The organism is Pseudomonas fluorescens, from assembly GCF_012974785.1.
Taxonomy (GTDB): Bacteria; Pseudomonadota; Gammaproteobacteria; order Pseudomonadales; family Pseudomonadaceae; genus Aquipseudomonas; species Aquipseudomonas fluorescens_BT.
Map to the genome: position 1 here is coordinate 3,615,259 of NZ_CP027561.1, position 21,868 is coordinate 3,637,126.

Annotated in this window: 20 protein-coding genes; 12 read left to right on the forward strand and 8 right to left on the reverse strand. The window is 61.1% G+C overall.

The annotated features are described in order from the left end of the window. The first annotated feature begins 36 nt into the window (after positions 1-36). Complete coding sequence (locus tag C6Y56_RS16085) at positions 37-1,080, forward strand: LLM class flavin-dependent oxidoreductase (RefSeq protein WP_169430718.1); 1,044 nt, start codon at positions 37-39, stop codon at positions 1,078-1,080. Between the two features lie 77 nt (positions 1,081-1,157). Here the strand turns inward: C6Y56_RS16085 and C6Y56_RS16090 are convergent, their stop codons facing one another. After that, positions 1,158-1,706, reverse strand: a complete 549-nt coding sequence (locus C6Y56_RS16090) for a hypothetical protein (protein WP_169430719.1) — start codon at positions 1,704-1,706, stop codon at positions 1,158-1,160. A 148-nt stretch (positions 1,707-1,854) separates the two neighbouring features. Further along, positions 1,855-2,304, reverse strand: coding sequence for a winged helix-turn-helix transcriptional regulator (locus C6Y56_RS16095; protein ID WP_169430720.1), 450 nt, complete (start codon positions 2,302-2,304; stop codon positions 1,855-1,857). A gap of 180 nt (positions 2,305-2,484) precedes the next feature. Here C6Y56_RS16095 and C6Y56_RS16100 point away from each other — a divergent pair, with 180 nt between their 5' ends. The 7 genes from C6Y56_RS16100 (at position 2,485) to C6Y56_RS16130 (ending at position 9,733) form a co-directional block, all read left to right on the forward strand. Further along, positions 2,485-3,303, forward strand: coding sequence for an alpha/beta fold hydrolase (locus C6Y56_RS16100; RefSeq protein ID WP_169430721.1), 819 nt, complete (start codon positions 2,485-2,487; stop codon positions 3,301-3,303). A gap of 261 nt (positions 3,304-3,564) precedes the next feature. Then, complete coding sequence (locus C6Y56_RS16105) at positions 3,565-4,872, forward strand: flavin-containing monooxygenase (protein WP_169430722.1); 1,308 nt, start codon at positions 3,565-3,567, stop codon at positions 4,870-4,872. Between the two features lie 58 nt (positions 4,873-4,930). Next, entirely contained in the window at positions 4,931-5,347 is a 417-nt protein-coding gene (locus C6Y56_RS16110) for a RidA family protein (protein ID WP_007950460.1), read from the forward strand. Between the two features lie 27 nt (positions 5,348-5,374). Next, positions 5,375-6,052 carry a DUF1028 domain-containing protein gene (locus C6Y56_RS16115; RefSeq protein ID WP_169430723.1) on the forward strand — a complete coding sequence of 226 codons (678 nt, stop codon included), beginning with the start codon at positions 5,375-5,377 and terminating at the stop codon, positions 6,050-6,052. Beyond that, positions 6,049-7,197, forward strand: coding sequence for an acetylornithine deacetylase (gene argE, locus C6Y56_RS16120; protein ID WP_169430724.1), 1,149 nt, complete (start codon positions 6,049-6,051; stop codon positions 7,195-7,197). Before C6Y56_RS16115 ends, argE begins: the two co-directional genes overlap by 4 nt. A 397-nt stretch (positions 7,198-7,594) precedes the next feature. Beyond that, a complete protein-coding gene (locus tag C6Y56_RS16125) occupies positions 7,595-9,010 on the forward strand; it encodes a purine-cytosine permease family protein (protein WP_169430725.1) in 1,416 nt (471 codons plus the stop codon). Between the two features lie 99 nt (positions 9,011-9,109). Further along, on the forward strand, positions 9,110-9,733 hold the full coding sequence (locus tag C6Y56_RS16130) for a glutathione S-transferase family protein (RefSeq protein WP_169430726.1): 624 nt from the start codon (positions 9,110-9,112) through the stop codon (positions 9,731-9,733). A gap of 92 nt (positions 9,734-9,825) precedes the next feature. On the opposite strand, the gene C6Y56_RS16135 is transcribed toward C6Y56_RS16130, so the two are convergent. Next, a complete protein-coding gene (locus tag C6Y56_RS16135; RefSeq protein WP_169430727.1) occupies positions 9,826-10,488 on the reverse strand; it encodes a M24 family metallopeptidase in 663 nt (220 codons plus the stop codon). An 88-nt stretch (positions 10,489-10,576) separates the two neighbouring features. Continuing rightward, on the reverse strand, positions 10,577-11,458 hold the full coding sequence (gene ptrR / locus C6Y56_RS16140) for a putrescine utilization regulator PtrR (RefSeq protein WP_039767672.1): 882 nt from the start codon (positions 11,456-11,458) through the stop codon (positions 10,577-10,579). Positions 11,459-11,561: 103 nt separating this feature from the next. On the opposite strand from ptrR, the gene C6Y56_RS16145 reads away from it, so the two are divergent. Further along, positions 11,562-12,953 (forward strand): aldehyde dehydrogenase family protein, encoded by a 1,392-nt coding sequence (locus tag C6Y56_RS16145; protein WP_169430728.1) that lies wholly within the window; start codon positions 11,562-11,564, stop codon positions 12,951-12,953. Positions 12,954-13,001: 48 nt separating this feature from the next. Here the strand turns inward: C6Y56_RS16145 and C6Y56_RS16150 are convergent, their stop codons facing one another. Then, on the reverse strand, positions 13,002-14,534 hold the full coding sequence (locus tag C6Y56_RS16150) for an MFS transporter (RefSeq protein ID WP_169430729.1): 1,533 nt from the start codon (positions 14,532-14,534) through the stop codon (positions 13,002-13,004). Positions 14,535-14,640: 106 nt separating this feature from the next. Between C6Y56_RS16150 and C6Y56_RS16155 the strand changes: the two genes are divergently transcribed. Next, complete coding sequence (locus C6Y56_RS16155) at positions 14,641-15,546, forward strand: LysR family transcriptional regulator (RefSeq protein ID WP_169430730.1); 906 nt, start codon at positions 14,641-14,643, stop codon at positions 15,544-15,546. On the opposite strand, the gene C6Y56_RS16160 is transcribed toward C6Y56_RS16155, so the two are convergent. After that, on the reverse strand, positions 15,547-16,716 hold the full coding sequence (locus C6Y56_RS16160; RefSeq protein WP_169430731.1) for a DUF1624 domain-containing protein: 1,170 nt from the start codon (positions 16,714-16,716) through the stop codon (positions 15,547-15,549). A 115-nt stretch (positions 16,717-16,831) separates the two neighbouring features. Continuing rightward, entirely contained in the window at positions 16,832-19,861 is a 3,030-nt protein-coding gene (ydiJ, locus tag C6Y56_RS16165) for a D-2-hydroxyglutarate dehydrogenase YdiJ (RefSeq protein WP_169430732.1), read from the reverse strand. A gap of 159 nt (positions 19,862-20,020) precedes the next feature. On the opposite strand from ydiJ, the gene C6Y56_RS16170 reads away from it, so the two are divergent. Next, the gene (locus C6Y56_RS16170; protein ID WP_169430733.1) at positions 20,021-20,905 is read left to right on the forward strand and encodes a LysR substrate-binding domain-containing protein; all 885 of its coding nucleotides are present in this window, start codon (positions 20,021-20,023) and stop codon (positions 20,903-20,905) included. Positions 20,906-21,058: 153 nt separating this feature from the next. Here C6Y56_RS16170 and C6Y56_RS16175 read toward each other — a convergent pair whose 3' ends face one another. After that, on the reverse strand, positions 21,059-21,394 hold the full coding sequence (locus tag C6Y56_RS16175; protein ID WP_169430734.1) for a hypothetical protein: 336 nt from the start codon (positions 21,392-21,394) through the stop codon (positions 21,059-21,061). Between the two features lie 227 nt (positions 21,395-21,621). Here C6Y56_RS16175 and C6Y56_RS16180 point away from each other — a divergent pair, with 227 nt between their 5' ends. Next, entirely contained in the window at positions 21,622-21,861 is a 240-nt protein-coding gene (locus tag C6Y56_RS16180; protein ID WP_065259780.1) for a hypothetical protein, read from the forward strand. Positions 21,862-21,868 lie beyond the last annotated feature (7 nt).

Genomic DNA, 21,868 nt, shown 5'->3' on the forward strand with positions numbered 1-21,868 from the left:
GCGACCGGCCGACCACAAGAGATTCGAGGTAGCGTCATGAAATTTTCCCTGTTCGTACACATGGAACGCTGGGACGAAAACGTCAGCCACCGTCAACTGTTCGAAGACCTGACCGAACTGACGTTGATGGCCGAGGCCGGCGGTTTCAGCACTGTGTGGATCGGCGAACACCACGCCATGGAATACACCATCTCGCCGAGCCCGATGCCGTTGCTGGCCTACCTCGCCGCCAAGACCACCACCATTCACCTGGGCGCCGGCACCATCATCGCGCCGTTCTGGCACCCGCTGCGGGTGGCCGGCGAATGCGCCTTGCTCGACGTGATCAGCAACGGCCGGATGGAAGTCGGCCTGGCCCGTGGCGCCTATCAGGTGGAATTCGACCGCATGGCTGGCGGCATGCCTGCCTCATCCGGCGGCCAGGCGCTGCGGGAAATGGTCCCGGTGGTCCGCGCCCTGTGGCAAGGCGACTACGCCCACAACGGCGAGATCTGGAAATTCCCCACCTCCACCAGCGTGCCGAAACCGATCCAGAAGCCCAACCCGCCGATGTGGATTGCCGCCCGCGACCCGGACTCGCACAACTTCGCCGTGGCCAACGGCTGCAATGTGATGGTCACGCCGTTGATGAAGGGTGACGAAGAAGTCCTCGACTTGAAAAACAAGTTCCAGACGGCGCTGGACAACAACCCCGATGTGCCGCGTCCGCAATTGATGGTGCTGCGCCACACCCACGTGCATTCAGTGGATGACCCGGAAGGCTGGAAGGTGGGCGCCAAAGCCATCTCACGTTTCTACCGCACGTTCGATGCGTGGTTCGGCAACAAGGAAGTGCCGGTCAACGGCTTCCTCGCCCCGAGCCCGGAAGAGAAATTTGCCGGGCGTCCGGAATTTGAGCTGGAGAGCCTGCACAAGACCGCCATGATCGGCACGCCGGAAGAGATCATTCCGCGCATCAAGTACTACCAGGAACTGGGGGTGGATGAGTTCAGCTTCTGGTGTGACAACAGCTTGCCGCATGCGCAGAAGAAGAAGTCGCTGGAACTGTTTATCAAGCATGTGGTGCCGGCGTTCAGATAAACCTGCGCCTGGCATATGAAAACGCCCCGAGATGTTCGGGGCGTTTGCGTTTCGTATCCAGGTTCCGATTCCGCAGGTCAGCTCTTCACAGGAATACGCTTTTCGGGACGGGTAATGTCGAAGACATGTTGCACGCAGTTGTCGCCAATGAATTGAAACTCCACCAGATAGGTTTTGCCGCGCTCTGGCGTAAACGAATTGCTCACTGGCCCGCAGGTATGGAGAACGCCGGTGCGAGGGCCATTTGCATAGCCCGATACTTCAAGCGTCTTATCCGCATCGGCCTGGGTTTCCAGTTGCGGGAAGCGTTTGGCCACTGCGCTGTTGCCCACTTCGTTGAGCTTGGCAATCCAGCCGAACACCTGGCCTCGCCCCGAATCCACAACGGTTCCCACCTCCTCCATGCGGCGGTCGGGATCGTCTGCACGACGGATCGAAAACTCCACCGGAATCGTCGAGCCCGACGCTTTCATCACAACCTTGGCGTGCTGCGCATCGACCGCCACTGTATTCTGATGCAACTGGACACCGTCTTTCAGCAGATTGGGAGACGAGTCCCGAACGTTGGAATGGCAGCCTGCAAGCGCGAACGCCAAGGTCAAAGTGGCGAGTGCACGTTTGTTCACGTATGAATCTTCCCTAATCAGCGCAACAGTACAAAAGTGTTATCAAAGTAGCGGCGCGATATTAGATAGCCACTATTTTGACGTCAATCCATCGATTCAGCACCCTGGCGATGCAGATACGCACCGTCAATCAGGCCAGCGGCCGAAATCAGTGCTCAACGCCCAATTTCGTCGCCACGTCCTGCGGCGCAAGCACTCGACCATCGGCTGACATCAACTCAAGCTTGCGGATCGGTTGCCCCTTCTGCGCATCGACCATCACCGAGCCCGACTCGCCTGGCGCGAACAGGTGTTCCCCGCCCCACTGCGACAGCGCAACAATCACGGTTTGCAACGCCCGGCCCTTTTCCGTCAGCACGTATTCCTTGTAGGCGCTGCCATCGGACGCCGGCACCAGGCGCAGGATGTCGCGTTCCACCAGTCCTTTGAGCCGCACGCTCAACATGTTCTTGGCGATTTCCAGGCTCTTCTCGAAATCGCTGAAACGACAAATGCCTTCCAGTGCATCGCGGATGATCAGCAACGACCACCAGTCGCCGATCAGGTCCAGCGTACGGGCAACCGGACAGGCATTGCCTGCAAGGCTTTTGCGCTTCATTTCGGGTATCTCCGGCAAACGACAGATGGGCTGTGGTTGCATCTTACAACTCACGTTGCAAAAGCGATAACACCGTGCGCCACGAACTTAGCACCTGCGTACAAGTGGCTGAAGCGCTTTGCCGCGATAGTGATCGTTGCCATCACGGCATCCACGCAGGCCTACACCCAAGGAGTTTCCATGAGCACGTTCACGACTCAAGACGGCACCGAAATCTATTTCAAGGACTGGGGCAGCGGCCGGCCCGTGCTGTTCAGCCACGGTTGGCCACTGGACGCCGACATGTGGGAATACCAGATGGAATACCTGAGCAGCCGCGGCTACCGCACCATTGCCTTCGACCGTCGCGGTTTCGGCCGCTCCGAGCAGCCGTGGACCGGCTACGACTACGACACCTTCGCCGACGACATCGCGCAATTGATCGAGCACCTGGATCTGCGTGATGTGACTCTGGTCGGTTTCTCCATGGGCGGCGGCGATGTCAGCCGCTACATCGCACGCCACGGCAGCGAGCGCGTCGCCGGCCTGGTGTTGCTGGGCGCGGTGACGCCGTTGTTTGGTAAGAAGCCGGACTTTGCCGAAGGCGTCGACAAGTCGGTGTTCGACGGGATCAAGGCGGGTCTTTTAAAAGATCGCGCGCAGTTCATCGCTGATTTCAACACGCCGTTCTATGGCCTCGACAAGGGTCAGAAAGTCTCGGACGGTGTGCTGACACAAACCCTGAACATCGCCCTGCTGGCCTCGCTCAAAGGCACCGTGGACTGCGTCACCGCATTCTCGGAAACCGACTTCCGTCCGGACATGGCGAAAATCGATGTACCCACCCTGGTCATCCATGGTGACGGCGACGTCATCGTCCCGTTCGAAACCACCGGCAAACGCGCCGCCGAGCAAATCAAGGGTGCCGAGCTCAAGGTGTATGCCGGCGCACCGCACGGCTTCGCCGTGACCCATGCGCAGGCATTGAACGAAGACCTGCTGGCGTTCCTCAATCGTTGAGTCCGATGTAAATCGAGCGCCATCTGAAAAGGGGCCGCCGACACACCTGTCGACGGCCCCTTTTTTCGTTGTCCAGTCTTCCGGCGCCATAGCGAGGCCCCGTGTTTTCGGGACGTTCAGGCCTCTGCATCACGTTTTTATCTTCACATGCCAGCTTAATAATATTTTACCGATAACCACCCCCTCCCTAGTCTGATCCCAAGCACAGAGAACAGGTCGACAGCGACCTGAATCCAACGGCCTCGTGAGAAGGGATCAGAGATGACCACTGAAATAATAAAAACAGACACGCTTGTTGTCGGCGCCGGTCAAGCGGGTGTGGCCATGAGTGAACACCTGAGCAAACTCGGGGTGCCGCACCTGGTGCTGGAGCGCAGCCGCATTGCCGAACGCTGGCGCACCGGGCGCTGGGACTCGCTGGTAGCCAACGGTCCGGCGTGGCACGACCGGTTTCCGGGGATGGAATTCGATGATGTCGATCCGGACGGTTTCGCCCACAAGGAACGCGTCGCCGATTACTTCGAGGCCTATGCGAAGAAATTCAATGCGCCGATCCGCACCGGCGTCGATGTGAAAAGCGTGGTGCGCAATGTCGGGCGCCCGGGTTTTACCGTCGAGACCTCCGAGGGCGTGATTGAAGCGGCCCGGGTCGTTGCTGCGACGGGTCCGTTCCAGCGTCCGGTGATCCCGGCCATTGCGCCAAAAGATGAGCGTCTGCTGCAGATTCACTCGGCCGACTATCGCAACCCGCAACAGCTGCCGGCCGGTGCAGTGCTGGTGGTCGGTGCCGGTTCGTCGGGCGTGCAGATCGCCGATGAATTGCAGCGCTCGGGCAAGCAGGTTTACCTCTCGGTCGGCGCCCATGACCGCCCTCCTCGCGCTTACCGCAACCGTGATTTCTGCTGGTGGCTGGGCGTGCTCGGCGAGTGGGATCAGGCCGCGATGAAACCCGGCCGCGAGCACGTGACCATCGCCGTGAGCGGCGCCCACGGTGGCCGCACCATCGACTTCCGGGGTCTGGCCCATCGCGGCATGACCCTGGTCGGCGTCACCGAATCGTTCAGCGATGGCGTGGTGACCTTCAAACAGGACCTGCGCGACAACCTCAAGCGTGGCGACGAGAACTACCTCGCGCTGCTGGATGCTGCCGACGCCTACATCGAACGCAACGGTCTGGATCTGCCGCTGGAACCGGAAGCCCGCGAGACGTATCCGGATCCTGAATGCGTAAAAAACCCGCTGGCCAATCTCGATCTGGCCGCCGCCGGTATCACCTCGATCATCTGGGCCACCGGGTTTGCCGTGGACTATTCGTGGCTGAAAGTCGCCGCGTTCGATGACAACGGCAAGCCGCAGCACCAGCGCGGCGTGTCCAGCGAAGCGGGTGTGTATTTCCTCGGTCTGCCGTGGCAGTCGCGACGTGGATCCTCGTTCATCTGGGGCGTGTGGCACGACGCCAGGCACGTGGCTGATCACATCGCCACCCAGCGCAAATACCTGGCTTATCGCGATGCCGAACAACGCGAAGCCGCGCTGCACAACAACGCTGTCGACACCGTCGACGCTTGATTTCCCTCTTCAATACCGGCGCCCGTCGCGCCGGGTTCGATTTCGTCAGGAGCCTTACATGAGTCAGCCAACCCACACCCGCATTCGCATGTTCAACACCAAGGACACCTACCCGAACCAGACCCTGGACAACGACCTGTGCCAGGCCGTGCGTGCCGGCAATACCGTGTATGTCCGTGGTCAGGTCGGGACCAATTTCGATGGCGAACTGGTCGGCCTCGGCGACCCGCGCGCGCAGACCGAACAGGCCATGCGCAACGTCAAGCAATTGCTCGAAGAGGCCGGCAGCGACCTGAGCCACATCGTCAAGACCACCACGTACCTGATCGATCCGCGCTACCGCGAGCCGGTGTATCAGGAAGTCGGTAAATGGCTGAAGGGCGTATTCCCGATCTCCACCGGGCTGGTGGTGTCGGCCCTGGGTCAGCCGCAGTGGCTGATGGAGATTGATGTGGTTGCGGTGATTCCCGAGTAATTCGACCTTAGCGAAAGGAGGCCACACATGACATTTTCCATCGCCGCCCGCTGCCCCGAAACCGGTCAGTTCGGGATCGCCATCAGTTCCTCCAGCATCGCCGTCGGCGCCCGCTGCCCGTGGCTGCTGCCCGGTGTCGGCGCGGTGTCGAGCCAGAACATCACCCTGCCCTCCCTCGGCCCGGAAGTGCTCGCTTTGATGGAGCAAGGCCTGGCGCCCGAGGCGGCGCTGGACAAGGTGCTGACCCGCAACGGCTACAGTCAGTACCGGCAGATCACGGCGATCAATCACCTCGGCCAGACCGCGCATTTCAGCGGCGCGCAAACCCTGGGCGTGCACAACGCTGTATCCGGCGAGCAATGCGTGGCGGCGGGCAACATGCTCGCCGGGCGCTCGGTGATCGAAGCCATGGTCAGCGCGTTCGAGGATGGCGAAGGCCAATTGGCCGACCGCCTGATCAAGGCCTTGCACGCCGCCCAGGCCCTGGGCGGTGAAGCGGGCCCGGTGCATTCGGCAGCCGTGGTCGTGGTCGGCGAACTGACCTGGCCCATCGTCAACCTGCGGGTGGACTGGGCCGATGAAGACCCGATCGGCCAACTGCAAAAACTCTGGGACGCCTATCGCCCGCAGCTGCAGGACTACATCGACCGCGCCCTCGACCCGGCCAAGGCGCCGGGCTACGGGGTTGCCGGAGACGACCGATGAGCGACAGCGTCGCGTTGCTCAAGACGCTGGTGGGATTCGACACCACCAGCCGCGAGTCCAACCTGCAATTGATCGACTTCGTGCGCGACTACCTCGAAGGGTTCGATGTGCCTTGCGAGCTGATCTACAACGATGAGCGCAGCAAGGCCAATCTGTTCGCCACGATCGGCCCGGCCGACCAACCGGGCATCGTGCTGTCGGGGCACACCGATGTGGTGCCCGTCGATGGCCAGCCGTGGACGCTGCCGCCGTTCGAACTCAGTGAGCGCGACGGCAAGCTTTACGGTCGCGGCACGGCGGACATGAAGGGCTACATCGCCTGCGTGCTCGCGTTGGTGCCGTCGTTGCTCGAAGCACCGCTGCGTATGCCGGTGCACATTGCGTTGTCCTATGACGAAGAGGTCGGCTGCCTCGGTGTGCGCTCGCTGCTCAAGGTGCTGGAGCAACGTCCGGTCAAACCGCTGTTGTGCATCATCGGCGAGCCAACCGAACTCAAACCGGTGCTTGGGCACAAGGGCAAACTGGCGATGCGTTGCGATGTTCAGGGTCACGCCTGTCACTCGGCCTACGCGCCACTTGGGGTCAACGCCATCGAATGCGCCGCCGAGCTGATCGGCGAGCTGGGACGCATCGGTGGGCAACTCAAGGATGAGCACGTCGATCCGCGTTTCGACCCGCCGTACTCCACGGTGCAAACCGGCGTGATCAGCGGTGGAAAGGCGTTGAACATCGTCCCCGCCGATTGCCGTTTCGACTTCGAAATCCGCGCCCTGCCCTCGCAGGATCCGGCACTCGTCGCACAACAACTCCAGGCCTACGCCGAACAGCAAATGCTGCCGCGCATGCGGGCGGTCAACGAGCAGAGCGATATTCGCTTCAGCGAATTGTCGGCCTATCCGGGGCTGGCGACTGGCGCCCGAAGCCAGGCTGCGGAACTGATCGCCACGTTCTGTGGCTCGGACGATTTCGGCACTGTTGCGTTTGGGACTGAAGGCGGATTGTTCGATGCGGTGGGTATTCCCACGGTGGTGTGCGGCCCCGGCAGCATGGATCAGGGGCACAAGCCGGACGAGTTCGTCAGCCGCGATCAGCTCAAGGCCTGCGATGAGATGCTGCAACGGATGCTGGCTTCGATTCGCCTTTGACACCTGCCCCATGCTGGGGGGGCGGAATTGGTCCGGGCGGCGCTCCGATGATGGGGTCAGATCAGTCTCTGCTTATGTTGAGGCTGTTGGCCTCTTCGCGGGCAAGCCCGCTCCCACAGTAATCCAGCGACTGGCACAGATTTTCGATGCGCCGCAACCGACAGACAGCTGCTCCTGGGGAGGTCGGCTGCGTTCGCGCTTGCATGCACGAAAGCCCCGAAACAGAGCGGTTACGACAGAAAAACGAAGCTCGTTTTTTTAACGTCTGAAGCAACAAAACTACTCATTTATCTCTCCCCGTTCCTTGCCCATGATCAACCCCAACAAGAAATGCGCCGTCCCGTGCCGGCGCTCATTGAAGTACGTCCACGTACTCGTCCTTGCCTTGGAGTTCGTCATGACCACCTCTGCATCAACGTCTGCACCGCTCATTGAAAAACACACGATCGGCTACGTGCCGCCCGAAGATCGCCACGGAAAGGTTCGGGATCTGTTCACCCTCTGGTTCGGCGGCAATATCGCGCCGTTGCCCATCGTCACCGGCGCCCTGGGCGTGCAGTTGTTTCACCTGAATCTGGTGTGGGGCATCGTCGCCATTCTGGTCGGCCATCTGGTCGGCGGTGTGCTGATGGCGCTGCACTCGGCGCAAGGCCCGCAGATGGGCATCCCGCAGATGATCCAGAGTCGCGCACAATTCGGTTCCCTCGGCGCGCTGCTGGTGGTGTTGATTGCCGGCGTGATGTACATCGGCTTCTTCGCCTCCAACATCGTGCTCGCCGGCAAGTCGCTGCATGGCGTGGTCGACAGCGTTCCGGTGCCGGTTGGCATTGTGATTGGCGCTCTGGGCTCGGGGATCATCGGGATCATCGGTTACCGCTTCATCCATGTGCTCAACCGCATCGGCACCTGGGTGTTGGGGATCGGCATCGTGGTCGGTTTCGGCTACATCCTCACCCATATCCAGACCGATGATTTCCTCACTCGCGGCAGCTTCAACATCTCGGGCTGGCTTGCGACGGTGTCGCTGGCAGCGCTGTGGCAGATCGCGTTTGCGCCTTACGTGTCGGACTACTCGCGTTACCTGCCGGCGAATGTGCCGGTGGCGGCGACCTTCTGGACGACCTACCTGGGATCGGCGCTGGGTTCGAGCCTGTCGTTCGTGTTCGGCGCCGTCGCGGTGCTGGCAACGCCAGTGGGCATGGACACCATGGACGCGGTGAAACTCGCCACCGGTGCCATCGGCCCGTTGATGCTGGTGCTGTTCCTGCTCAGCGTGATAAGCCACAACGCCCTCAACCTGTACGGCGCGGTGCTGTCGCTGATCACCCTGGTGCAGACCTTCGCCTACCGCTGGATTCCGACCGCCAAGAGCCGCGCGGTGATTTCGATCATCGTCCTGCTGGCCTGCTGCTTCGCTGCGGTCGGCGCCTCGGCAGACTTCATCGGCCACTTCGTCGACATGGTGCTGGTGCTGCTGGTGGTGTTGGTGCCGTGGACCGCGATCAACCTGATCGACTTCTACGCCATCCACAAAGGCCAGTACGACATCGGCTCGATCTTCCAGGTCGACGGCGGCATCTACGGCCGTTACAACCCGCAGGCCTTGCTGGCCTATGCGATCGGTATCGCGGTGCAGATTCCATTCATGAACACGCCGCTGTACGTCGGGCCGGTGTCGGCGCACATCAACGGCGCGGACCTTTCCTGGCTGGTGGGATTGCTGGTGACGTCGCCGCTGTATTTCTGGCTGGCCAGTCGTGACAGTGCTTATCGCCGGCGGCTGACCTCGGGAAAACTGGCGGGCAGTCTCTGAGATTGACACGATGCACCAACAAGGCCCGCCCTGTGCGGGCCTTCTGCTTTGCGTTGTGCTATTTCTTTACGCCCGACGACAACCGGAGATGGAAATCCCATGCTGCGAATTCTGGGCAAAGCCTCATCGATCAATGTGCGCAAAGTGCTGTGGACCTGTGCTGAACTGAACCTTCCCTTCGAACGCGAAGATTGGGGCTCGGGTTTTCAGTCGACGTTGACACCGGAGTTCCTCGCACTCAATCCCTGCGCGATGGTGCCGGTGATCCAGGACGATGACTTCACGCTGTGGGAGTCGAACTCGATCATTCGCTATCTGGCGTCGCGCTATGACGGCGAACCACTTTACCCGAGCGAGCCGCGCGCCCGCGCGCGGGTGGATCAATGGATCGACTGGCAGGCTTCGGAGTTGAACAAGTCCTGGTCGTACGCATTCATGTCGCTGGTGCGCAAGTCACCCGTGCATCAGGACAGCCTTGCTCTTGCGGCCGGTTGCCGGGAATGGGCAAGGCACATGGAGATCCTCGACCGGCAGCTGCAAAAGACCGGTGCCTATGTCAGCGGCGAGCAGTTTTCCCTCGCTGACATCCCTGTCGGCCTGTCGGTCAATCGCTGGTTCGAGACGCCGCTGGAACATCCGCATCTACCGGCGGTGAGCGCTTATTACGAACGCTTGAATCAGCGCCCCGCTTACCGATTGCATGGACGCAACGGCACGCCATGATTCCGGTCATTTTTTTGAACGCCTCGCGGCGCTACTGACGTGCCCGCCACCGAGGGCACGATGAAGACGCTGAATCGGGCACACTTGTTCAATCAAATAAGCAGGTCTTCATAGAAGGCGCCGTACGGAAGCTCAGGATGTTCGATCTGGATTTCCAGAATCCACACACCGGCATTCGGAGCCTGTTCGAAGTCACCCAGATTGCCGCCGCGATAGATCGCGTGAGGAAAATCGCTGACCCGGTGCCCTTTGATGTCCAGATTCAGCTTCCAGCCCATGGCCTCGGCCTGATCGGTGGCGTAGCGATACAGTTCGACACCGGTTACGCCCTGACGCCAGAAGGCCTCGACCTTGTCGAAGAGTTCTTTGGAGGCGGCTGCGCAGGCAATCATTTGCGGATCGGACCCGGTGACGAACGTCGCCCCGGCATCGCCTTCGTGGCCTTCCCAGACCACGCCCATGTCGATGAAGAAAATGTCCTCTTCACCCAGGATCGGATCGCCTTCGGAGCGCTCCTTGAAGGTCTTCAGCGTGTTGGCGCCAAAACGGATCAGCAGCGGGTGCCAGATTCGGTCCATGCCCAGTTCGACAAGGATTTCCTTGCCCCGCGTATGGGCTTCGGATTCGCGCATGCCGGGTTTGATCACCTTGGCGATCTCGTCCACGGCCTTCCAGGTCAACTGCTGGGCGTGGCGCATGGTTTCCAGCACAAAACGCTCACCTACTGCTTTTTTACCGCTCAGGGCTGTGGTCATCGCTGATTCCTTCTGGCTAATCGCTTGCGCTGTATAGTTTTTTATATTTCGGTACAGGACGCCTAAGATACAACCATGACACAAAGCATCAATTCTCTTCTGCACGCACCACACCGCGCTCCTCGAGCAAGCGCACAAACATGCTCAGACTGCGCGAAACCGTACCCCGCCGCCATACCAGCCACGTCGTCAGATAGCGGAAATCCGCCGCCAGCGGCCAGACACTCACCGTCGCGCAGCCGGGCATGCTCTGCAGCATGCTGCGCGGCATCAAAGCCAGACCGGCGCCCGCGCTGACGCAGGCGAGCATGCCGTGATAGGACTCCATTTCGAAGATCTTGCCGGGCACCGCAGCGTCGGTGCTAAACCACTTTTCGAAGTGATGGCGATAGGAGCAGTTCGAACGGAATGCATAGATGTTCTCGCCATTCACGTCCGCAGCACGCTGGATCGGCCCATGATGGAGCGGCGAGATGATGACCATTTCCTCTTCGAATGCCGGAATGCCTTCCAGCGCCGGGTGCAACACCGGACCATCGACAAATGCAGCGGCCAGACGTCCCGAAAGCACACCGTCGATCATCGTCCCGGAGGGTCCGGTCGACAGGTCCAGATCGACCTTCGGATGCTGCTGGTTATAGGTCGCCAGCAAACCGGGAATGCGTACCGCTGCCGTGCTTTCCAGCGAACCCAGCGGGAATGCACCCTGAGGTTCTTCGCCGGCGACCGTGGCGCGGGCTTCCTGAACCAGATCGAGAATCCGCCGTGCGTACTCGAGAAAACTCCAGCCGGCCGGCGACAGCCGCAAGCGGCTTTTCTCGCGGATGAACAGATCGACGCCCAGGTCTTCCTCCAATTGTTTGATGCGGGTCGTCAGGTTCGACGGCACGCGATGGATCTGCGCCGCTGCCGCGCTGATGCTGCCGTGCTCGGCCACGGCCTTGAAGATTTCCAGTTGCACCAGATCCACAGTCATTCTCCAATCGTGAAAGAAACACTCTTTATTATTCAGTTTCCAGAAACCAAACACCACCCTACTCTGAGCGCATCCACTGACTTCGCAGGACGATGCCATGAGCCCGATTTCCAGCCAGACCCACGCCATCTCGATCAACCCCGCCACCGGGGAACAGATCGGTCACTACGCCTTCGAATCCGCTGAAGCCCTCGACGCTGCACTGACCCGTGCCGCGTTCGGCTTCGGAAAATGGAAACGCAAGCCGCTGCAGGACCGCTCCCATGCCCTGACCGCGCTGGCCGGCGCTCTGCGTGACAGCAGCGAGGCCATGGCGACCATGATTACTCAAGAAATGGGCAAGCCGATCGCTCAGGCCCGTGGCGAAATCGAGAAATGCGCCAGGCTCTGCGAGTGGTACGCCGAACACGGCCCGGCCATGCTCAACGCCGAAGCGACCCTGGTCGAAGGCGGCAAGGCGCGCATCGAATACCGTCCGCTGGGGCCAATCCTCGCCGTCATGCCGTGGAACTTCCCGATCTGGCAAGTACTGCGTGGCGCCGTCCCGGCGCTGATCGCCGGCAACACTTACGTGCTCAAGCATGCGCCGAACGTGATGGGCAGCGCCTATCTGCTGCGCGACGCCTTCACCCGCGCCGGTTTTGCCGACGGCGTGTTCGAAGTGATCAACGTCACCCCGGAAGGCGTGTCCACCGCCATCGCCGATCCACGCATCGCCGCCGTGACCCTGACCGGCAGCGTCCGCGCCGGCATGGCCATCGGCGCACAGGCCGGTGCCGCACTGAAAAAATGCGTGCTGGAGCTGGGCGGTTCCGATCCGTTCATCGTGCTCAACGACGCCGATATCGACGAAGCCGTGCAAGCGGCAGTGATCGGTCGTTACCAGAACTCAGGCCAGGTCTGCGCCGCCGCCAAACGCTTGATCATCGAAGAAGGCGTGGTCGAGGAATTCACCCGCAAATTCGTCGAAGCCACCCGCCAGTTGAAGATGGGCGATCCGTTGTCTGCCGACAACTACATCGGCCCGATGGCCCGTTTCGATCTGCGCGACGAACTGGATCAGCAAGTGCGCGATACCCTGGAAGAAGGCGCCACCCTGCTGCTCGGCGGCAGCAAAGTCGAGGGTTCGGGCAACTACTACGAGCCGACCGTACTGGCCGACGTCACCGACAGCATGACCTCGTTCAAGCAGGAGCTGTTTGGCCCGGTGGCCTCGATCATCACCGCTCGCGACTGCGCCCATGCCGTGGCGTTGGCCAACGACAGCGAGTTCGGTCTGACTGCAACGATCTACACCGCCAACGTCGCCCTGGCCCAGCAACTGACCAGCGAACTGGAAACCGGTGGCGTGTTCATCAACGGCTACTCCGCCAGCGACCCGCGCGTGACCTTCGGCGGCGTGAAGAAAAGCGGTTTCGGCCGCGAGCTGTCGCACTTCGGCGTGCGCGAGTTCTGCAATGCGCAGACCGTGTGGCTGGATCGCCGCTGATCCATTGAAAAAAGCCCGGAAGCGTTTTGCGCTTCCGGGCTTTTTCATTTATGCCGCAGCCTGTCGGGGTTCCGACACCGTCCGATCCTTGCTCAACAGTCCCAGCACCACAGCCGCCGACACCAGCGTGATGATCGTCAGGATGTGCAGCAGATACTGGAACGCCGAGGCGTAACCCTGCACCAGACGTTCATTGGCCAACCCCGGAACCGTGTTGATCGCATGGGCCATGTCGCCGGTGGTCACCCGGTGCGCCGTCTCCGCAATCAGCGCGGTGTCTGCACCGCTGGCCACGGCTTGCAGATCGGTGTGCAGCAGCGAGGCAAGAATCGCCGCGACACTGGCCAGCGCAATCCCCTCTCCCGCCACCCGCACCGTGTTGAAAATCCCGGCCGCCATGCCGGCCCGTTCTTTCGGCACCACGCTGACCGACAGTCCGTCCATCAAGCCCCACGGAAGGCCCGCGCCGATCCCGATCAACACCATCGGCACCACCAGCGCGAATTTCGGCTCGCCGACGTTGTACAGGCTCAGCCAGTGCAGACCCACGGCGGCAATCAAAAAACCAACGCCCGACAAGAGACCCGCCGAGACAAACCGGGTCATCGATGCTGCCAGCATCGGCACCACCAGCATCGGTGCCGACAGCGCCAGCAACAGCAAACCGGCATCGATTTCACTCAAGCCTTCGACGCCGATAAAGCGCAACGGCAGCATGACCACTAGCACGATGTAGCAAAAGCAGGTGCCGATCGGCAGCATCTGCACGCCGATAAAGCGCGGAAAACGGAACAGCGTCAGATCAAGCATCGGACGTTTGACACGCATTTCGATCATGACAAACAGTGCCAGCAACAGCGCCGAAGCGCCCAGCAGACCGACCACCAACGGACTCCCCCAGCCGTTTTCGGGAGCCTGGATCACACCGAACGTGAACAGCGCCAGCATCGAGCTGAACGTCACGGTGCCCGGCCAATCGAGACCGCTGGCGTCGGGGTCGCGGGTTTCACGCATGCGCGGCAGGCCGAACACCATCGCGATCACGCCGATCAGTGCGGTGAAGACAAAGATTGCACGCCAGTTGAACGCCTCGATCAACGCCCCGGCCACCAGCGGCCCAAACGCCAGACCGATGCCAAACGTGGTGCCGAGCATGCTGTAGGCACGGGTGCGCGCATGGCCTTCGAATTCCTGCGCCAGCGCCGCCGAACCGCTGGCCAGCGCCGCCGCCCCGGCCACGCCCTGGATCGCCCGCAACACATCCAGCCAGACCACCGAAGGCGCCAGGCTCTGGGCAATCGACGCTGCGGTAAACAACAGCATGCCGCCGGTGAACAGGCGTTTACGCCCATAAACGTCAGCCAACGCCCCCGCCGCCATCAGCAGACTGCCGAACGACAACATGAATGCATTGGTGATCCAGGTCAGCGCCACCGGGCTGCCGCCCAAGTCACGCCCCATGGCCGGCGTCGCGACCGCGCCACCGGTAAAACTTAACGGAAGGACCAGTGCCGACAGGCAAATGGCCGCGAGGATCAGCAGCTTGTCGCGCTCGCCAGGGTATTGGGAGACAGTTGTCATGGGTTCATCCAATGAATAGAAAATCAGGCTTGATGCGACTTTAAAGCCGTTCCATTGATGCGATAATCCCAACAAAATTACATGACTTTATGAAAGGTGCTCACTAATGAAAAATCCGTCCACGGCGGATCTGTCGATCTTTCTGAGCATCGCCCAACATCTGAATTTCAGCCGTGCGGCGGTGGATCTGGGCCTGACACCTTCAGCGTTGAGCCACTCGTTGCGGGCTCTGGAAAATCGCCTGGGCGTACGCCTGTTCAATCGCACCACCCGCAGCGTGGCGCTGACCGAGGCCGGCGAACGGCTTTACGGCCGGCTGAAACCGGCGTTTCGCGATATCGAAGATGCGCTCGAAGACCTCAACCACTTTCGTGACAAACCCTCGGGCAACCTGCGCATCACCTCCGGGCGCCAGGCATGCGAACTGGTGCTGCTGCCGATCGCCAGCGAGTTCCTGCAGGCCTACCCGGACATTCGTCTGGAGGTGGTCGAAAGCGATGCGCTGCTGGATATCGTCGCTGCCGGATTCGATGCCGGCGTACGCTTCGGCAATCGGCTGGAGGCGGACATGGTGTCGCTGCCCATCGGGCCGGACCTGCGTTCAGTGGTGGTCGGTTCGCCGGCGTTTTTCCAGCGACATCCTGCGCCGCAGCAACCTGAAGACCTGCATGCCCTGCCCTGCATCCGCCATCGGTTCCCGAGTGGTTCGATGTACCGCTGGGAATTCGAACGTGATGGCATTGAACAGGAAATCGACGTCAACGGCCCGCTGACCCTGGGCGATGTCAGCCTGATGGTCGGCCCCGCGCTGCAAGGGCTGGGACTGGCTTATGTGTTCGAAGACATGGTCAGCGAACACCTCGCCGCCGGGCGTCTGGTGCAGGTGCTGGCAGACTGGTGCCCGTACTATCCCGGGCTGCATCTGTATTATCCGAGCCGACGCCATGTACCGTCGCCGCTCAAGGCCTTCATCGATTTTGCCCGCAACGCTCGCCACAGCAAAACGGGCTAGCTACAGGTACTTCAACCAGGCGAGGTCACGTCGCCGAGACTTCAATGCCGAGAACCAGCGCACCGCCGGAAACAGCGCGACCGCCAGCAGCATCGCCGCCAACCACACCGCCGTCACCGCCGAGAACCCGAAATAGCTGCCCTGATTGAGCCCGAACAACGCCACGCCGATCAGGTACAGCACCTTCAATGCGTACAGGTGCAGCAGGTAGAAAAACATCGGCGCCGAACCGAACACGGTCAGCCAGCGAATCCAGCGTCGATCCTGTGCACGCTCGAACACCAGCAACAACAGCAGCCCGACGCTCACTGTCAGCGTGATGAACAACAGCGACGGCGGGTATTTGGTGATGTTGAAAAAACTCATCAGGGTTTGCAGGCTGCTGTCATTGATCGACCACGGTTTCTCGCCGTAACCGTTGACCAGTCGCAGCACCACGAAACCCACCAGCCCGGCGATGCCAACGATCAGCAAACGTCGCTGCCGCACGCCTGCATCGGCCGCACGTGCGAACCACGGCCCCAGCGCGTAACCCAGACCGATCACGCCGATCCACGGCAGCAACGGGTACGACGTGCGCAAACGCAAACTCTCGCCGACTTCGATCCAGCCGCGGTCATGCAGGATCGCCCACGGCACATGCAGCACCGACTCCGTTGCGAAGTGCAGCCCGTCGAGCAGGTTATGCCCGGCGATGATCGCCAGACTCAGCATCAACAACAACCAGCGTGGCAACCAGACCAGCAGCGACAACGCGATCATGCTCAGGCCGATGGCCCAGATCACTTGCAGGTAGATCACGGTCGGCGGCAGCTGGAACGTCCAGGCGAAATTCACCAGGGTGAATTCGAGCGCTACCAGAAACAGTCCGCGCTTGAACAGAAAGGCACTGACGTCAGCCTTGCCGTCGTACTTCTCGCCGAACAGCCACGCCGACAATCCGGTCAGCAGCACGAACACCGGCGCGCACAAATGCGCCAAAGTGCGGCTGAAGAACAGCGCCGGCTCTGTGCTGGCAATGTCCATCGGATCGGACACCTGACGATGCAGCAGAAAGGTTTCGCGCACGTGATCGAGCAACATGAACAGAATCACCAAGCCACGCAGCGCATCAATGGACAGCAACCGGCCAGTCACCGAGGGGGCAGAACGGGGAACCGCAATCGTCATGGAGGTATCGCAATCGAAAGGTTGATCAATGCAGCCGCCCGAAAGCGGCCGCACAATTTGCGTTACCTTATAACATGAAAAACCGATCCAATCGCCAGCGATTCTCGAACAGCGATCACGCTGTACGCAGGGTTTCCAGCACGACTTGCAACGGATGGCGCAACTGTTGATCGGCCTGGCGCTTGACCTGACTGCGGCAGGAATAACCGGTGGCCAGTGCCTCTCCCTTCTCCACCGGAGCCTCGATCTGCTTCGCCCAGGACTGCTCGTAAATCACCGCCGAGGTCTGGCGATTGCGCGCTTCGTGCCCGTAAGTGCCGGACATTCCGCAGCAACCGGTGGCCTGCGTCGTCAGCTTCAGGCCGACCCGTTCGAACACCTGCTCCCATTGCCGGGTCGCGGCGGGCGCATTGGTTTTCTCGGTGCAGTGCGCCAGCAGACGGAAGGTTTCCTCACGGCGCCGATCGACTGGCTCCGGCATGACGTTGAGCAGCCACTCCTGCACCAGCGCCACCTCCGGGCATTTTTCCATCCCCGGCACTTTCAGGTATTCCTGGCGATAAACCAGAGTCATCGCCGGGTCGAGCCCCACCAGCGGCACGCCGATTTCGGCCAGTGCGCGCAGTTGCCCGGCATTGCGCAACGCCGCACGATTGAACGCCGAGAGGAAACCCTGCACGTGCAGCGGCTTGCCGTTGGCACTGAACGGCGCCAGATAAACCTGATAGCCCAGTCGCGAAATCAGCTCGATCAGATCCGCCAGCAATGGTGCTTCGAAATACCGGGTGAACGCGTCCTGCACCAGCACCACACTGCGCTCGCGTTGCGGCTGAGTCAGCGCCGAAAGCACCTCGACCGACGCCGGCTGAACCTGCCAGCGGCGCATCGCCGCGTGGAAATCGAAACGACTGAGTAACGGCACATCGACCATTCCACCAAGACGCTCGATCAAGCGACGGCTGAACGAAGCGCCCATCAGACCGTTATAGAGAAACGGAATCCGCGCCATGTACGGAATCGTGTATTCCAGCGAGGCAATCAGATAATCCCGCGCCGGCCGCAGGTAACGCGTGTGATACAGCTCCAGAAACCGCGAACGGAAGTCCGGCACGTTGACCTTCACCGGGCACTGCCCCGCGCAGGACTTGCACGCCAGGCAGCCGGCCATGGCGTCGTACACCTCGTGGGAGAAGTCGTGCTCCTGCGCACGGCTGTTGCGCCAGCGCTGCAGCAACGTACTGAAAAACGGCGGACGGCGACTGGCATCGGACAACACGTCGACACCCGCCTCGCCCTGCAAACGCAGCCATTCGCGAATCAGCGAGGCGCGGCCTTTTGGCGACTGCGCACGCTGGCGAGTGGCTTTCCACGACGGGCACATCGCATCGTCAGGATCGAAGTTGTAGCAGGCGCCGTTACCGTTGCAGTGCATCGCTGCACCGTAGTCCTGCCAGACTTTCTCGTCGATCTGCCGGTCCAGTTCGCCGCGCAGGGTCACTTCGTCAATCTTCAGCAATGCAGCGCCGGGAATATCCGGCGTGGCGATCTTGCCGGGGTTGAACTGGTTGAACGGATCGAACGCCGCCTTCAAGGCTTGCAACGCCGGGTACAAATCACCGAAGAAGGCCGGCGCGTATTCCGAGCGCAGGCCCTTGCCGTGCTCGCCCCACAGCAGGCCACCGTAACGCTGGGTCAGCGCGGCGACGCCGTCCGACACCGGTCGCACCAGCGCGGCTTGTTGCGGGTCTTTCATGTCGAGAATTGGCCGTACGTGAAGCACGCCGGCATCGACATGGCCGAACATGCCGTATTGCAATTGATGGCTGTCGAGCAGGTCACGCAGTTCGGCGATGTATTCGGCCAGGTGTTGCGGTGGCACGGCGGTGTCTTCCACAAATGGCTGCGGCCGCGCTTCACCGGCAACGTTGCCGAGTAAACCCACTGCGCGTTTGCGCATGCCATAGACGCGATTCACCGCCGCATGCCCGACGGCCAGCGTGTGGCCGAGGCGCTCGACCGAGGCGTCAGTGCCCAGGTGCTGGACGAAAGCCTCGACCCGGCCTCTCAGTTCCTCGGGATCGTCGCCGCAGAACTCCACCAGGTTGATCCCCAATGTCGGACGCTCGGCGCTTTCCGGGAAGTATTCGGCGACGCCGTGCCAGACGATGTCCTGCATCGCCAGCAACAGCACTTTGGAGTCCACGGTTTCAATCGACAGCGGCTTGAGTGCCATCAACGCGCGGGCATCACGCAACGCGTCCATGAAGCCGCCATAGCGAATGTTCACCAGCATGGTGTGCTTGGGGATTGGCAAGACGTTGAGCTTGGCCTCGACCACAAACCCCAGCGAACCTTCAGCACCGCACAGCACGCTGTTGAGGTTGAAACGGTTGTCGGCCTCGCGCAGGTGCGCCAGGTCGTAGCCGGTCAGGCAGCGGTTGAGATCGGGGAAGGTTTCCCGGATCAGCTCGCCCTGCTCATCAATGATCTGCCGCGCACAGCGATACACCTCGCCGGCCCGGCCTTCACGGGCGCATTCCGCTGCCAGCTCACTTTCTTCAAGTGGGCGGCCGTGCAAGCGCTCGCCCCCGCGCAGGACCATGTGCAGTTCCAGTACGTGGTCGCGGGTCTTGCCGTAGGTGCAACTGCCCTGGCCGCTGGCGTCGGTGTTGATCATGCCGCCAACGGTGGCGCGGTTCGAGGTCGACAGTTCCGGAGCGAAAAACAGCCCGGCGGATTTCAGCGCGGCGTTCAGTTGATCCTTCACAACACCGGCCTGCACCCGCACCCAACGCTGTTCAACGTTGATCTCGAGGATCCGGTTCATATGCCGCGACAGGTCGACGACGATACCGTCGGTCAACGACTGGCCGTTGGTGCCGGTGCCGCCGCCGCGAGGGGTGATCACCACTTTCTGGTACGCCGGTTCGGCGATCAGACCGGCCAGCAGCGCCACGTCGTCGGCGTCACGCGGGAATACCGCCGCTTGCGGCAAGCGCTGATAGATCGAGTTGTCGGTGGCCAGCACCACGCGGCTGGCGTAGTCGGCACTGATTTCGCCACGAAAGCCGCTGGTTTCAAGGGCTTTGAGAAACTGTTGGTAGTCGGTGTTCAGCGTGGTGGAAGGCGACAGCTGGGCAATCATCGGGAGGGCAATCTCGGTCAAAAACGGGCCGTGTGGCGGTGAACAGTTGTGCGCAAGGAATGATTGCGTCACGCTCCCGCCATCTCATAGGCCTTATGTTCATTGCAGAGCGATGCCGGGACAACCGTAAAATTGACCCGCAATCCATGACTAAAACGAATGAATCCGCGAACCCTTACTCCCTCGATGTCGTTGCTGCTGGCGTTTGAAGCCGCTGCACGCCATGAAAGCTACACCCGCGCCGCTCACGAACTGTCGCTGACCCAAAGCGCCGTCAGTCGTCAGGTACAGATCCTGGAAAAGATGCTTGGCATGCGCCTGTTCAGCCGCGAAGGCCGGCGGGTGGTCCTTACCGACGTCGGGCGTATGTATCAGCGTGAATTGTCCGAAGCCCTCGGGCAGATTCGCAGCGCAACGCTGCAAGCCATGGCGTTTGGCTCGGGCATTCACAGCCTGCGCCTGGCGACCCTGCCAACCTTCGGCTCAAAATGGCTGCTGCCACGCTTGAAGGATTTCTACACCGCGCACCCCGGCATGACCGTGCACCTGCATTCACGCATCGAAGCCATCGACTTCGACACCAGCGAGATCGACGCGGCGATTTACGTCGGCGGCGGTGACTGGCCGGGGCTGACCGCCCACCGCCTGCACACCGAAGAACTGGTGGTGATCGCCAGCACGCAGCTGTCCGATGCCGAACGTCTGGCTGCCGACAAGGATATCGCCGGGCAACTGCTGCTCAACGTCAGCAGCAATGCCCAGGCGTGGAGTGAATGGTTCAGTCATCACGCCCTGCCCCATCGCAGCATGCGCATCGGTCCCAGCTTCGAGATGACCTCACACCTGATCCAGGCCGTGCGCGCCAATATCGGCATCGGACTGGTGCCGAGGATTCTGGTGGAGGATGAACTGCACAACGGTGAGTTGGTGCAACTGGGGGAGCCGATCAGCAGTCGGCGCAGCTACTACCTGGTGTACCCGGCGCGTAATGAATCGCTGGCGTCGCTGAAGGCGTTTCGGGATTGGCTGGTACAGACGCTCTGAGTTGAATGAGCGATGTTCGGGTGGATTACGTTTCTGCTGCGCAACCCACCGTGTAAACGAGCATTCCGCTTGCCGACATCACCGACTGACAGGCAAAAAAAAGCAGAAAACGCTCACACGCTTTCTGCTTTTTTCATATCGACAGCATGGCCGTCAAAGGCAATCGCGCACCGATTTGCGCAGCGAGCCGGACTTGGCCCATGGCGGCCCCTGGTACAGCGACACACGGCTGCCATCCTTGTACTTCACGATATCGAGAATCTCGTCGGCAGTGACGATGCTTGGCGCCGTGATCCTGTAACCATTGGAAATCGCGACCTGGGATGTCTTGGAGATATCCTGTTGCCACAACGGCAGCACGCAGGCGGCGTACTCCTTGGGAGCCTTGCCACTGATCTTGCTGAAGTTCGGTTCGCCCGGCACGAGTGACGCCGGCAGAGAACAACCGGCCAACGCGGCCATCATCAGGCCCCCGATCAACATCCGCATAAAGAATCCTTCATCTGAAAAGTCGCGAATTTACCCTGTTACTGTTTGAACATCCATCGTGGCGCAATGCTCGCGCCCCGAAACCCGGGCTTTTCCCGCTTTCGAGGTGAACCGCTCCGACCAATGGCAGTCGATTCACAGCCATTCGGCCCGGTGACCGATCGCCCTTGCCCTCTCTTGCGAAAATGCGGCTACTATTTTCTACCGAGAATGTTCCGGAGGTGATCATGCGGCTCAATGAATACGAACATGAACTTCAGCGTGACCTGCAAAGTGTTGCATCAGACCTGCGATGGTCGGCAGTCGACCTCAAGCGCATTGCCGAGCAATTGCGCAAATCCGGCAACGAGGCGGATGCGCAGACGGTGCTCAGATCCTGCGAGGTGCTGCAAAGTGACGAGGAACGTCTGCAGCTCTATGCCAGGGAAGTAAAAGCCCGCGCCATCAGCCGAACGAAAGTCCACTGACCCTTGA

Bases quoted from the DNA above. Each gene is read 5' to 3' on its own strand.
- ydiJ (WP_169430732.1), bottom strand. From the start codon at position 19,861: ATGATTGCCCAGCTGTCGCCTTCCACCACGCTGAACACCGACTACCAA.
- C6Y56_RS16155 (WP_169430730.1), top strand. From the start codon at position 14,641: ATGAAAAATCCGTCCACGGCGGATCTGTCGATCTTTCTGAGCATCGCC.
- C6Y56_RS16160 (WP_169430731.1), bottom strand. From the start codon at position 16,716: ATGACGATTGCGGTTCCCCGTTCTGCCCCCTCGGTGACTGGCCGGTTG.
- C6Y56_RS16085 (WP_169430718.1), top strand. From the start codon at position 37: ATGAAATTTTCCCTGTTCGTACACATGGAACGCTGGGACGAAAACGTC.
- C6Y56_RS16130 (WP_169430726.1), top strand. From the start codon at position 9,110: ATGCTGCGAATTCTGGGCAAAGCCTCATCGATCAATGTGCGCAAAGTG.
- C6Y56_RS16100 (WP_169430721.1), top strand. From the start codon at position 2,485: ATGAGCACGTTCACGACTCAAGACGGCACCGAAATCTATTTCAAGGAC.
- C6Y56_RS16145 (WP_169430728.1), top strand. From the start codon at position 11,562: ATGAGCCCGATTTCCAGCCAGACCCACGCCATCTCGATCAACCCCGCC.
- C6Y56_RS16110 (WP_007950460.1), top strand. From the start codon at position 4,931: ATGAGTCAGCCAACCCACACCCGCATTCGCATGTTCAACACCAAGGAC.
- C6Y56_RS16180 (WP_065259780.1), top strand. From the start codon at position 21,622: ATGCGGCTCAATGAATACGAACATGAACTTCAGCGTGACCTGCAAAGT.
- C6Y56_RS16135 (WP_169430727.1), bottom strand. From the start codon at position 10,488: ATGACCACAGCCCTGAGCGGTAAAAAAGCAGTAGGTGAGCGTTTTGTG.
- C6Y56_RS16175 (WP_169430734.1), bottom strand. From the start codon at position 21,394: ATGCGGATGTTGATCGGGGGCCTGATGATGGCCGCGTTGGCCGGTTGT.
- argE (WP_169430724.1), top strand. From the start codon at position 6,049: ATGAGCGACAGCGTCGCGTTGCTCAAGACGCTGGTGGGATTCGACACC.
- C6Y56_RS16125 (WP_169430725.1), top strand. From the start codon at position 7,595: ATGACCACCTCTGCATCAACGTCTGCACCGCTCATTGAAAAACACACG.
- C6Y56_RS16115 (WP_169430723.1), top strand. From the start codon at position 5,375: ATGACATTTTCCATCGCCGCCCGCTGCCCCGAAACCGGTCAGTTCGGG.
- C6Y56_RS16095 (WP_169430720.1), bottom strand. From the start codon at position 2,304: ATGAAGCGCAAAAGCCTTGCAGGCAATGCCTGTCCGGTTGCCCGTACG.
- C6Y56_RS16150 (WP_169430729.1), bottom strand. From the start codon at position 14,534: ATGACAACTGTCTCCCAATACCCTGGCGAGCGCGACAAGCTGCTGATC.
- C6Y56_RS16170 (WP_169430733.1), top strand. From the start codon at position 20,021: ATGAATCCGCGAACCCTTACTCCCTCGATGTCGTTGCTGCTGGCGTTT.
- C6Y56_RS16105 (WP_169430722.1), top strand. From the start codon at position 3,565: ATGACCACTGAAATAATAAAAACAGACACGCTTGTTGTCGGCGCCGGT.